Below are 12,836 nucleotides of genomic sequence, written 5' to 3'. Positions count from 1 at the left end.
TTGGACTTATAGCATAATAAACGATTCCAAGATAATACCCGCTGTCTCTTCAATCGCTTTATCGGTCACGTTAATAATAGGGCAGCCTAGCTGCTTCGCAAGCTCTTTAGCAAAATCCAATTCTTCCGTGATTCGCTGCTTGGTCGCATATTTGGAGCCATCAGGTAAGCCGAGCGCGCGCAGGCGTTCCGTTCTTATTTTAAACATTTGCTCGAAGTCCATCGTCAGACACACAATTCGTGAACCTGGTACTTGGAACAACTCCGCTGGGGGTTTCATCTCAGGCAATAGCGGCAGATTAGCTACTTTAAAGCCTTTATGTGCTAAGAACATACTCAGGGGTGTCTTCGATGTCCGCGACACCCCAATTAAGACGATATCCGCCTCTGGCATCGCATTCGTCTCACGTCCATCATCACACCGAACCGTAAATTCAATGGCTTCTACCCTACGGAAATAATCTTCATCCAGCGTATGCAGCAGACCTGGCTTACGGCTTGGGGAGTCCCCAAACGTATCGATAAAAGCTTGCATCATCGGGCCCATGACGTCCACCGCATGCACCTGAAGGCGTCTTGCCTCTTCCTTCATCACTTTGCGAAGCTCTGGCTCTACGAGTGTATAAGCGATAAAACCGCCTGTGCTCGCAACCTCTTGCACCGCCATACGAATGTCTGATTCCTGGTGAAGATGACTAATCCTCCGTAAACGAACGGGATGGTTATAAAATTGACGAATCGTCGCTCTTACCACCGTCTCCGCGGTCTCCCCTACCGAATCCGAACAAATCGTAATCGTTGGTTGTCCATCTAATTTCATCTATGTGTAACCTCCTTAAATCCTAGTCTACTATCCAATTATCATACCATAATTCGTGCCAACAAAACGATTCAAAGGCAGGTTATAGATCGTTCAACCATCTGGCAGACCTCGGAATAAAGTCTTATACAGTTACACAAAAAAGGTCACTGGACGACTCATCCAATGACCTCTTGTACGACTATGTGTAGTGCGTTAGTGTGTTCCCCCTGATCGGAAATCATCATAGGAAGATTGGTCCGCGTGGTAGAACAGCACGTCCCCATCTTGCAGTTGAAACGTCACCCCGTATGGATCTGTAAAGCTCCGACGATACCCTTCTAGGGTCCACTGATTCCGGTTCGGATCCGTTTGCAGCATCGCTGGCGTGTGAATATATTGGAGATGAGGATGATTGAGATCCTTGTTCTGAATCGTCTCTAGATTGAAATTGACGATGATGTAGCCATTTTTCAGGAATATCGGTGATTTCTCGTCCAGTACATTTTTGATGCCATAATCCGGAATGTTCGTACCCTTCTTCACCACATAGGCCGCAGCTGGAATGCTGTATTCACCATACCATTGCTGCTCTGCGGCATTTACTCGATATGGATTCACTCCTTGTGGTACGGCTTGCTGTCCTATGAAAGTACGTACGTCCGAAGGCAGTAATTCAATATTGTAACCGCCGATATAGGTCTTTTCTTTTACATGATCCGCATAGGCTCCGCCATAGGTTGCTTTGTCCATTTTCCAATTCTGAAGGGATGCATATAACTCCCACAGGGCGTTGGACGATCTTGCGATCTCGCTGGCAGGGATGTTACGCAGCCGTTGATCCAGCACCATGTATTTCTTCAGAACATCGTCTACGGACCCAATGCGGATAAAACGTTTATCATCCGAATGATAATACAGATCGACCTCTTGCTTATTCTGACCGTTCTTATCTACATAGTAAAAGGTTGGCGTAACGCGAATCGAATCCCCGAATCGGAACATGTCACCCTTCGTTTTCATATCAAACTTGAACGTATACCCCGTCTTCACCGCAACATTGCGATGTCCCTGCTCGGGATGACTACCTTGACGAATTGGCAGTAGGAATGGAGCCTGATTCCCTCTCGCATCACCATCAATCTGATTCGGACCTGTCCAATAGTAGTTGCCGGTATGTGTGCTATCGCCTTGCTTCTTTCTAAATACAGTTTCCCAATTAAAATCTGCAATGTCTGTGATTCGAAAATCATAAAGTCTACCAACTACATCAACAGGAATTACATCTGATGCGACGTGATGTATCAGATCCAAGTTCGCATGACGCTCATTTGTAAAAGGATCGGGTGCGTTCTCCGCAATCGTACGGAATAACACGTCATAGAATCCTTCATCGACCCACACTGGCATAAAAAAAGTCGTTGCTATTTGTGTAACAGGTATGGAGATCCAAGTCTCCTTCGGGTAAAAAATCGACTTATCCCCACTATATACATCAAAAGGGAACCATACCTGCTTATCTCTTACATACTTCGCATAATCTCGATCTCCATAGCCTGGGATGTTGCGATGCTGCCCATCTGTCGGCATATAGACCGTGAATGGTCGATCCAGAATAGTCGCAGATCGCTCCCATGCAGGTACTGTCTTCTGATTATGTGCTTTATCATCCGAGATGGATGCATAGATAACAACTGGGGTATGTACCGTAACGGTATTGATGTTGTTGATCGGAAAATTCTTATCGGCCCCGCCCTTAATGTTACCGGGTGTGATGAGCTTATAATAAATGGTCCCACTTGAAGGCTGGTCAGCCTTGTTGATAAGCGATTTACTGATTACATACCCACTTCCGTAGAGGACATTTTCATTAATGCGCTGTGGTTGTGGAATTTGGCTAGGTGAAGGTGCTGAAGTTTCTGTCGCTGAATCATCCATGATCACAGATCCATTAAAGTTAAGAAAATCATTCTTCACTTGGTTTTTTCCAACAGCTCCATCCGCGTTCGATTTAAAGTCTTCGGAAGGTGGTGTCTTACCTGATACCTCCTGCGTGCCTAAATCCACACTTTTACAAGATGCAGGCTTAACATGGTCGGATACGGCATCCGCGTTTCTAGCATCTACTGTTGGAGGCGTGTAACCGCTTGGTGTAAGTTCGACACTTCCACTTAGTGCATAGTTCTCCATCGTGGCTTTTTCAATCTTATTGACTTCCAGATTATCGATCACCCAATACGAGAAATCTCGATTGATATCGTAATCTTTCTTAACGGTCTTCGTGTCTTCCTTTTTAACCGGAGGTAGTGGCTTGCCGTCTTTATCCTTACCACCAGGTTCTTCCCACGTCATGTGATACGTTTTGGTTACCGTTACCTTAAACGTATATTTGCCCTTTTTGTTCGTAAATTTGTTCTTGAACAAATATTCGAGTCCAAAGGCGTTGGCATATAAGCTTTCTGAGGTTGGGATGCCTTGCAGAACATCGAATTGCTCGGCATGACGCGTGTCGGCTTTGATGACGCCATCGGATTGGGGATCGCTCGCTTCACCAGTCATGGATGAAGCGTCGCTGGGACCAGTGAGGGTGGCGGAACAATCTCCGCCGCCTGGATCTGGACCAGGATCACAACCGGGATCTCCAGGTTTACATTCTTCACCATCTTCATAATATGCGACAATTTCTATCTGAGGGAACTCATATACTTTATCTAAGAAAGTCAATTCCCAATTGTTGTTAAACTGAATTTTTCTATTCGGGGAGGTACTTATTTCTATCCCCTTAATATCAAATAACGCCAAGTACCAAAAATGTAATTTCTTTGACTTTAAATCAAGCTGTTTCGTTACAACTTTTTTAACTGAAGGATAGCTTGAACCACCAATTATCGGATCATAATCTACTTTTACATCCTTTAGTTTTTCTAAATCAACTTTTATAGATCCACTTTGATCAGATAATTGAGTAGTTTTAATATCATGATTCCGATAATCCCATGCTTCATCTCCACGTGTAATCGGTGTATCCCCTTTATTTGCTCCACCGGAATCAATTGATACAAACCTTGATTTGTCTGGTGGAAATGGCCCTCCATCTGTTTCATTACCTGTCCGTGGTAAGCTTGCCCATAACGCTCCTGAAGCTTGGGGTTGGTCATATACTCCTTTATTCCAATAGAACATACGCCTTCCTTCAAAGTCATACATCCAAACATTTTGATTATTTTCCCCACGCCACCATGTAAAATCTCCGACACTTGTCTCTTCCGAGTTTGTTACCTCGATCGTATTAATACTTGGGATATCTCCTACTTTAAATATATTCCCACCTACTTTAGAAAGTGGCTTCCCTATTTTTTCTTTAGTAATTTTATTTCTTAAGGAAACCTCAGTTATATTCTTCCCTGGAGGTGGGGCAGGAATGGTGATATTATCATAGGTCCACTTAGAATAACCACTAATAATATTGTCTTTATATTTTTGAATTACATAAGAATCCGGCACTTGTAGATCAACAACATAGTCAGGCTCAGCAGCAATAGCTAGTCTAGGAAATAACCCAATGATAAGACTTATTGCAAGCAAAGTAGAACAATATTTTCTCATAGTCCCTCCTAGTTATTAATTTCTAATTTAGTTCCTGTGTTCATTAATTCAGGGATTGGTCTATTAAATTTGCTAATAACGTTAAAAATGATTTTTCCAAAAGGTTCAGATACATAGTTTCCTTTAGGGAAAATTTGACCTGTAACATAGGTGGTTATGGAATTTTCCTTTACTTTCAGTACTCCATTTGAAAATTGATTCGGGTCATTAACTTCCAATGGATCTAGTTGAAATCTCCTATTCGTCGAATCATTTACATCGCTTAGACGACTCGATATTTTTGCATATGCACTCATAATTGAGTCAAAGTTAGCAACGTTTTTCTTCACAGTAAGTTTATTGACAGATACAACTACATACGCATTATTCGTCGGTAAATCTACAACTTTCCTGTTGGATACATCATAACGTTTAGATCCATCAGGAATTAAATGGCGATTCGGATCATTCGGATCGTCTAGGTCAATTACCACGAACTTCTCCGTCTCCGCAATGTAATTCCCATCAGCTTCTTCCACATACATTAAATCATCTCGAAATTTTTCATACTCATTACTATTCGATCCTTTTACAGACATCTTGGAAAAATACCTTGGCAACATCGACATAATATTCGTCTTATGCCAGTAAATTTCTGCCCCAGAAATCGCATATTTATCAACCGGCAACTTCTTCCCTGCTTTGATATCCGTTACTCGGTTTACAATTGCAATTGCTTGCGCTCTTGTCGTTGATCCATCAGGTGATACCTCGCCATTTCCTTCCCCATGAATAATCCCCACCTTAGCTGCTTCCCACATCCATTGTTTGTCCTCAATAGCACCATATTCATATTTGAGTCCTGCAGCTCTGCCTGCTAACATCGACATTTCTTTACGAGGAATTACTTCATCTAAGCTCGTTACTGTGAAATCATTTTTATAAAATCCTGCTTTAGTTGCAGCTTCTACATAGCGGTCATACCAATTCGAACCTCCATTTTGAACAGGTAGCTTTAAGCTACTTGCCATCAACTTAATAAATTCTGCTCTAGTCACATTGTTATCAGGACGAAATGTTCCATCTTCATAACCCGATGCGATTCCACTTTCGACTGCTTTTACGATATCTTTTTCCGCCCAATGGGACTGTATATCTGTAAAACTTTTTGAAACCACTGCAGATACCCTTGTATCTTCACTCTTAGCCTGCAACAAACTCCCATTACCTATAAGTCCAAAACCAGCTACTGCCACTAACATAGACGTGCCTAGCAATATTCCTTTTTTCGATTTCATCATGATTTGCCCCCTTGTATATGCACCGTTAAAATATTCATTCTTCTGAAATTTATAAAAATAATTTATCCTCCTAATCCATGCATGTTCCTACCAATTTTAACTCATTTGGTTAATCTAGTAAATTATTTATATCCTTAATATTGGAAAAAAAGTGCCCAACCTGAATAGGCTGGGCACTCGCTGCTTGCGAAGTATTTTTACGTATACATTTATTATTTCACAACAACAATACGATCTTCTGTCTTCGGATTTAGCGTCTTCATTTTAATGATAGCTTCTTCCATCAAGTCGTAGAGCGTTATGCCTGTATTTAATGCATTCTTTTGCTTCAATGTCTCGTAGCCATCGCCACCAGAGATCATGAAGTCGTTCGTAGCTACTTTGTAGGATTTATTCAAGTCAAGCTCTTTACCGCCGATTTTCACTTCAACTACACGGGAACCTGCTGGTTTTGCAGGGTTGTAAGTAAAGGACATACCACTGATTTGTGGGAAGCGTCCGCCACCTGTTTCCACTTGGCTCACACCGTTCTCAAGAGCAGCTTTCAGGTCGCTACCTTTCACTTCAACAACAGCTAAAGTGTTCGGGAATGGGAATACCGTTTGAAGCGCTTTTTTCGTGATATCACCTACAGCGATTTTTTCACGGATTCCTCCACCGTTCGTGATGGCTACATCTGCTTCATGTCCAGGAATAGATTGTGTACGCTCACGCATAATATCAGCCGTTAAGTTACCAAGGTTTGTTTCTTTATAACGTACTTGTGTACGATCTCCATCCAGGTTCACTTCAGCTTTAGCAATCACAATGTTAAGTGCATCGTCGATTTTTTTCGCTACTTCGTCCACCATTTTTTGAACGGCTGGGTCTGCTGCTACTTTCTCATCGTACTCTTTCAATCCGCCAGAGAATTGAACAAGTTCGTTCTTGAAGTAGAACAAGTCCGCGCGACCCAAAGATTTACCATACTCCCAATCTTGTACGATGTATGTACCGTTCACCAATTTCGGCTCTTTTAAAGGTGTATGTGTATGTCCGCCAACGATTAAGTCGATGCCAGGAACATTTTTCGCAATTTGCTCATCGATGTCCACACCTACGTGTGATACAACAACGACATGGTCTGCTTTCTTTTTAAGTTCAGGCACGATTTTCTTAGCAATTTCAACTGGGTTCTTGACCGTTAAACCTTTTACATGATCCGGGTGTGTAAGAATTGGCGTTTCTTCTGTTACAAATCCAAGGAATGCAAACTTCTTACCACCGATTTCAGCAAAATGTACGGGCTGCAAGAACTCAGAACCATCTTGTTTAAATACGTTGGCGTTGATTACTGGGTATTTCAATTGATCACGAAGTTTCAACAATTGGTCTGCACCAAAGTCAAACTCATGGTTACCAGCAGCCATCGCCTCATACGCCAAGTGGTTCAAAATTGGCAAGAGCGACTCGCCTTTAAATTGATTCGCATAGATTGCACCTTGGAACGTATCCCCTGCATCAAGCAAGAAGAAGTTCGGGTTTTCTTTACGCCATTCGTTAATCAATGTTGCCATTTTAGCATAACCAAACTCTTTACTACTCTTATTCTCAACGATATGTCCATGCACATCGTTCGTATGTCCAATCGTAATATGGGAAGTAACAGCATTACCAAGCGCCTCGATGAATGCTTCTCTTGTTACGGCGCTGTCACCAGTCAAATCAAGTTTAACACCTAGTTTAGCTGAAATTTCAGCAATGCGACCAGCTGATAGAGTTGCCTCAGGTTTCAATGATTCTTCTTTTGTGATAGCACCTGCTGCTAGACTTGCGTCAATTGCTCCTGCTGCCCAGTGTGCACCGGAAGCTGCTTTCGTCGTGTTACCATTTACTCTAGCAACTAAAGATACAACTTCTGCTAATGTTACAGAACGTTTCAAAGCAATATCTCCGCTTTGATCCCCTACAACGATTGCTTTCTTTTGCATCCAGTCCGAATGTTTTACGGGCTGTAGAGGTGCTGCACTTACGCTACCAACAGCAAGCGCTGATGCAAGCACACCTGCAGAAATCAAGACACTAAGTTTTCTTTTCAATTGAAATACCCCTCTCAATTTTAACTATGGCAAGAAAAAATGGTTCTATATCACTTAAATATAGCAACATCCCTATTCTAACCGATAATCTAGTGAATTTGTGTGGAAGTTGTTAAAATTCATAAAATCTTTTGATAATCTATCATAAGCTGGAATCTCTTATAATAATTGCAAGGAGTAGCCTACGAATCTGGTTTTTTACTTGTCTCTGGTTTTGCCTGATTCGGTGAAGGTTTCGAAGTCGGATTCTCAGGCTGCTTCGAGCTTTGCGGATCTGGAGACTTCGAAGCTCCAGGTGATTTAGTAGGTTGTGGTGAGTTAGAACCTGGCTTCACACTGCTACCTGGCGACGGACTAGTTCCTGGTGAATTTTTACCTGGAGATGGCGATGTTCCTGGCTTTGTACTTGGACTTGGTGATGGAGATTTGTTCTTATTGTACCAAGACTTCTCGGGATCATATGTACCTCCTGGATCAATACTCTTAAGTCCTTCCCAGATATTATTCACTTTCACATCACTCGATTTTTCGAATACAAGGAATGCCGTAGGAAGGGGTCTTTCACCACCATCTGGAGACGATGGTTTCGATGCCACTTTTCCATCTAAGACTAATTCTGCTGAAGAACCTCCGTCTAAGAACCCTGCATTCACGCAATCTTCAGCAAGAAGTAAATCTTGCACATCACGATAAGTCGCACCCACACTATGCTTTTGGCGACCGTCAATCACGACGAAGATCACAACACCATCTTTGCGCTGTCCAACAGCCGTTCGTGGGTGAATGCCTCCACCGTCAACATTTAAAGGCTGGCCATTGGCAATGATACGAGGATAGAAGGATACGGCTTCTGTGACTTCTTTTTCTTTTAATTCTTTGGTTGAATATTTCCCAATGAGAAGTACGCCATCTTTCGTAAATCCGACAATATGCTGCGGGGTTGTCTCTGCTGTATCATTAAATAAAACTTCCCCACCCGACATCACAACACCAATCGGCGCAAATCCATTCCCGAATCCACCTGGGTCTATGAATCCACCTGCATTCACACCCGCAAGGGCTCCCGTTCGCTGCACCATGGACGATACACGTTCTCCTGCGCCCTGCTTACTCGGTACAACGATCCGAATCGCTTTAGGATCATAGACGTACATCTTTTTCCCGACCCAACGACTGCCGGATATATCTTCAACTTTGATTAAATCGCCTTGACGTTTTTCTTCTTCTTTTACCGCTACTTCTTTCATATCCTGGGGAAGCTCAGCATTTTTATCACTGAGTTCAAATAAAGCTTGCACCATCTCATCGCGCTTTGCTCCACCTACGAAAAACCATGCCCAATCTCGATGTTGTGTCGTTATCGCTGTCTCCGCTAACAACATACGAAGCTTGGCCCCCGCAGGTGTTAAATACAACAAATTGGAACCTACGAAGATCATAATCGCAATCACGAACAAGAACCGTTTCCAGCGACCCCAAGAACGAAAGCCGGTCATCCTGTGCCCTGCGAGATTCATATAATCCCTCCCGCCCTAAATTGGAAAATTTTATAATGCCTTCTCCTATATTACCATACTTCAACTTTACATTCTTCACACGTTTTTGTAATGTAACAAGATACATCTATAATCTATTGAGGTGATTTCATATTGTGAATAAGATGATTCGATTTCAAGCGATGCTCTCTTCTGTCCCTGTATTTAGCGAGCTCGATGAACAGGAATTGCTTCAACTCGCGAACATCGCGCATACCTGTACAATCCCTCGTAAATCGAACCTTTTTAAAGAAGGCGACCCAAGAACAAGTATTTTTTTCCTAATTAACGGCATTATTAAAATATATAAAGTCGACGTGCTTGGTAACGAACATACGTTAAACTTTCTTAAGGAGGGTGAAATGTTCCCTCATTCCGGTTTTTTCGATGAATCGCCTTACCATACAACGGCAGAAGCCGTGGAAGAGTCCATTGTTTCGGTTATCCCGATTCAAGCATTCGAGCAACTACTCGTTGATAACCCGGTTATTTCTGTCAAAGTCATGAAAATGATGAGCCGCAAAATCCGTGATCTGCAAACCAAGCTCCAAGAATTCAGTAGTGGCGATGTCAATTTGCGTGTGGCATCTGTACTTCAGCGTCTAAGCAGCAAGCATGGTGTGGATCAACCCGAAGGACTACTTATCAATCTTCCCCTTACCAATCAAGATGTCGCCTCCATGGCAAGCACGAGCCGTGAAACCGTCAACCGTTTTCTCAATCAGCTTAAGAAATTAAACATCATCGCGATGAAGAACCATAAAATTACGATTCTTAACATGGTGGCCTTAAGTACGTATTTGAATAACTTGAATTAAAAAAAGGGAGTCGGCCTATGTGGCTGCTCCCTTTTTCTTAGCATTCATTTTCACAAAAATTGAATTCAATTAAAATGATGCGATAAATTCAATCTCTACCAAGCCATCCTTCGGTAAGCGAGCAACTTCTACAGTGCTGCGTGCTGGATAAGGCTCTGCAAAATAGGTCTTGTACACATCGTTCATCGCTACGAAATCGTCCATATCCTTGAGGAATACGGTCGTTTTCACGATATTTCCCATATCCATGCCAGATGCCGCAAGAATCCCTTTGATATTGTTAAGAGATTGAATCGTCTGTGCTTCAATTGATGTTGGAAGTTCACCTGTTTCAGGATTAATTCCGAGTTGACCGGATGAATAAACCATGTCGCCTAAGCGAATCGCTTGTGAATATGGACCAATCGCACCTGGCGCTTGTGTTGTCGAGATCACTTCTTTTACCACTTTACAGCACTCCTTTTTCTCATACATGTTGAAGCTCCAATTGTATCAAAAATTAGACAAGTAATCACGTGAAAATCCCATTAAAACGATAGCAATTTATGCTTGAAGCACATCGTGGTCCACATAACGTTGACCTTTAATTTCACTAATGACGTTAATCGCTACCCTTGCCCCGTCACCTGCTGTAATAATGGAATGGACACTCACACCAGCAGCAATACCTGCCGCCCAAATTCCAGGTGTTGATGTACGACCGAATTCATCCACTTCAGCCACATATTTAATGCGTGGTTCTGTACCATCTATGATTGTAAGCCCACTATTTTCTGCAAGCTCTGGTGATAGACCCGTTGCTAGAATGACATGGCTTCCCTCGTATTTCTCATTTTCCGTTTCAACGACAAATCCTTGTTCCGCTTCTCCGACAAAAGTAACCTTCGCCTCAATTAACTCGGCACCAAATTTAGCAGCTTGTTTCTTCCCTAATTCCACCATACTTGGGCCATCGATTTCAAGCACACCATAATGATTCTCGATCCATGCACGCTTTGTCATGCCTTTATCGTTGTCGAGTACCAATGTCTTCAGACCTGCCTTGCTGCTGAAAATCGCTGCGCTCGCACCTGCTGGACCTGCTCCAATAATAATAATATCGTACATTTTAATCTCTCCTTCGTATAATTATCATATATATAAGTATACTAATATTAGAATAAAAAATACCTCTTACCTGTCAATTATGTTTCTGCAATATTCTATACTTTTTAGTTTCATAATTTACTTATCACCATGGATCAGTTAAAATGTCAATAATTGTAGAACAATATGAAGGGGGTGACCTCAAATGAAAACGAACGAACCAGACCTCTCCACTCGGAAAATCATTTTGAACATGCTTAAAACTAGCGGTCCACTAAGCGCAAGAGATATTACAAACAATCTAGACATTACTGAAATGGCAGTTCGTCGTCATCTTCAGACTTTGGAACGTGATGGATTAATTAAATCCTCTCTCCTGCGTCAATCCATGGGGCGACCTACTTCTGTATATACATTAACAGAGCAAGCAGAAGACCTCTTTCCGAAAAATTATCATCAGCTCACACTGGACTTTCTGGATGTACTTGCAGATGAGCAGGGTGATGAGATGGTAGAAAAGCTATTTGAAAAACGCCAACAAAAGCTTCAAGAGAAATATCGAGCTTCGATGCATAACAAGGATTTAAGCGAAAAGGTCAGTATCCTCTCCGAAATTCAGAATGCGAGCGGTTATATGACCGAACTGGAGCAAGCGGATAATGGTGATTATATTCTAAAAGAATTCAACTGCCCGATCTCGCAAATCGCGAATCAATATAATCAGGCTTGTCAGTGCGAATTAAAATTGTTTGAGTCGTTGCTCGATGTGGATATTACCCGAACGGAATGCTTGGCTAAAGACGGTAATAAATGTGTGTATGTCATCTCAAATCCAGATAAATCTAAAGCGAATAAAGAACAGCCGTGAGATCGGCTATTTTTTATATGTACTTTCTATACATTTATATTGACTTTTTATAGAAAGTTATGGATAATACGACTATAAGATCTAACATTCCAAGGAGGAATTTAACATGGCATACCAATTACCAGCTCTACCTTACGCGAACAACGCACTTGAACCACACATCGACGAAACAACAATGATGATTCACCATGATCGTCATCACAACACTTACGTAACAAACGTAAATGCTGCACTTGAAGGTCATGACGAACTTGCTGCTAAATCTGTTGAAGATTTGATCGCTAACTTGGACGCGGTTCCTGAGAATATCCGTACAGCAGTACGCAACAACGGTGGCGGACATGCGAACCACTCCCTATTCTGGGAAATCATCGGACCTAACGGCGGCGGCGAGCCAACTGGCGCAATCGCAGCTGCAATCGACAGCGAGCTTGGCGGTTTCGCGAAGTTCAAAGAAGATTTTGCAAAAGCAGCTACAACTCGTTTTGGTTCCGGCTGGGCTTGGTTAAGCGTGAACGCTGAAGGTGCACTTGTTGTCTCCTCCACTCCAAACCAAGACTCTCCAATCATGGAAGGTTTAACTCCTGTTCTTGGTCTTGATGTATGGGAGCATGCTTACTACTTGAACTACCAAAACAAACGTCCTGACTACATTGCAGCGTTCTGGAACGTTGTGAACTGGGAAGCAGTTAACGCTCGTTATGCTGCAGCTAAGAAATAATAAATGAATTTTGATTGGGAAAGGACGTGCAAGCCCTTGTGGTTTG

At 42.3% G+C, this 12,836-nt stretch carries 10 protein-coding genes; 3 read left to right on the top strand and 7 right to left on the bottom strand.

From position 1 onward, the window contains the following. Positions 1-6: 6 nt before the first annotated feature. The 5 genes from ACSBOP_RS02285 to ACSBOP_RS02265 form a co-directional block, all read right to left on the bottom strand. Entirely contained in the window at positions 7-819 is an 813-nt protein-coding gene (locus ACSBOP_RS02285) for a pyruvate, water dikinase regulatory protein (protein ID WP_442602884.1), read from the bottom strand. 195 nt (positions 820-1,014) lie between these two features. Beyond that, complete coding sequence (locus ACSBOP_RS02280) at positions 1,015-4,404, bottom strand: DUF5704 domain-containing protein (protein WP_442602883.1); 3,390 nt, start codon at positions 4,402-4,404, stop codon at positions 1,015-1,017. An 8-nt stretch (positions 4,405-4,412) separates the two neighbouring features. Continuing rightward, entirely contained in the window at positions 4,413-5,684 is a 1,272-nt protein-coding gene (locus ACSBOP_RS02275) for an S-layer homology domain-containing protein (RefSeq protein ID WP_442602882.1), read from the bottom strand. A gap of 212 nt (positions 5,685-5,896) precedes the next feature. Beyond that, positions 5,897-7,762 (bottom strand): bifunctional metallophosphatase/5'-nucleotidase, encoded by a 1,866-nt coding sequence (locus ACSBOP_RS02270; protein WP_442602881.1) that lies wholly within the window; start codon positions 7,760-7,762, stop codon positions 5,897-5,899. 182 nt (positions 7,763-7,944) lie between these two features. Further along, the gene (locus tag ACSBOP_RS02265; RefSeq protein WP_442602880.1) at positions 7,945-9,279 is read right to left on the bottom strand and encodes a phosphodiester glycosidase family protein; all 1,335 of its coding nucleotides are present in this window, start codon (positions 9,277-9,279) and stop codon (positions 7,945-7,947) included. Positions 9,280-9,422: 143 nt separating this feature from the next. On the opposite strand from ACSBOP_RS02265, the gene ACSBOP_RS02260 reads away from it, so the two are divergent. After that, positions 9,423-10,115, top strand: coding sequence for a Crp/Fnr family transcriptional regulator (locus tag ACSBOP_RS02260; protein WP_442604343.1), 693 nt, complete (start codon positions 9,423-9,425; stop codon positions 10,113-10,115). A 69-nt stretch (positions 10,116-10,184) separates the two neighbouring features. Here ACSBOP_RS02260 and ACSBOP_RS02255 read toward each other — a convergent pair whose 3' ends face one another. Then, entirely contained in the window at positions 10,185-10,589 is a 405-nt protein-coding gene (locus ACSBOP_RS02255; RefSeq protein ID WP_442602879.1) for a RidA family protein, read from the bottom strand. Positions 10,590-10,658: 69 nt separating this feature from the next. Then, positions 10,659-11,222, bottom strand: coding sequence for an FAD-dependent oxidoreductase (locus ACSBOP_RS02250; RefSeq protein WP_442602878.1), 564 nt, complete (start codon positions 11,220-11,222; stop codon positions 10,659-10,661). Between the two features lie 184 nt (positions 11,223-11,406). Between ACSBOP_RS02250 and ACSBOP_RS02245 the strand changes: the two genes are divergently transcribed. Then, complete coding sequence (locus ACSBOP_RS02245) at positions 11,407-12,069, top strand: helix-turn-helix transcriptional regulator (RefSeq protein WP_442602877.1); 663 nt, start codon at positions 11,407-11,409, stop codon at positions 12,067-12,069. A 106-nt stretch (positions 12,070-12,175) separates the two neighbouring features. Next, the gene (locus ACSBOP_RS02240; protein WP_442602876.1) at positions 12,176-12,790 is read left to right on the top strand and encodes a superoxide dismutase; all 615 of its coding nucleotides are present in this window, start codon (positions 12,176-12,178) and stop codon (positions 12,788-12,790) included. Positions 12,791-12,836 lie beyond the last annotated feature (46 nt).

It is taken from the genome of Paenibacillus sp. KN14-4R (genome assembly GCF_052180255.1).
Classification (GTDB): domain Bacteria; phylum Bacillota; class Bacilli; order Paenibacillales; family NBRC-103111; genus Paenibacillus_AM.
The sequence above is the reverse complement of the archived record's forward strand: the minus strand, read 5'-3'. Positions and strand labels throughout refer to the sequence as shown.

Bases quoted from the DNA above. Each gene is read 5' to 3' on its own strand.
- ACSBOP_RS02285 (WP_442602884.1), bottom strand. From the start codon at position 819: ATGAAATTAGATGGACAACCAACGATTACGATTTGTTCGGATTCGGTA.
- ACSBOP_RS02280 (WP_442602883.1), bottom strand. From the start codon at position 4,404: ATGAGAAAATATTGTTCTACTTTGCTTGCAATAAGTCTTATCATTGGG.
- ACSBOP_RS02275 (WP_442602882.1), bottom strand. From the start codon at position 5,684: ATGATGAAATCGAAAAAAGGAATATTGCTAGGCACGTCTATGTTAGTG.
- ACSBOP_RS02265 (WP_442602880.1), bottom strand. From the start codon at position 9,279: ATGAATCTCGCAGGGCACAGGATGACCGGCTTTCGTTCTTGGGGTCGC.
- ACSBOP_RS02260 (WP_442604343.1), top strand. From the start codon at position 9,423: ATGATTCGATTTCAAGCGATGCTCTCTTCTGTCCCTGTATTTAGCGAG.
- ACSBOP_RS02255 (WP_442602879.1), bottom strand. From the start codon at position 10,589: ATGTATGAGAAAAAGGAGTGCTGTAAAGTGGTAAAAGAAGTGATCTCG.
- ACSBOP_RS02250 (WP_442602878.1), bottom strand. From the start codon at position 11,222: ATGTACGATATTATTATTATTGGAGCAGGTCCAGCAGGTGCGAGCGCA.
- ACSBOP_RS02245 (WP_442602877.1), top strand. From the start codon at position 11,407: ATGAAAACGAACGAACCAGACCTCTCCACTCGGAAAATCATTTTGAAC.
- ACSBOP_RS02240 (WP_442602876.1), top strand. From the start codon at position 12,176: ATGGCATACCAATTACCAGCTCTACCTTACGCGAACAACGCACTTGAA.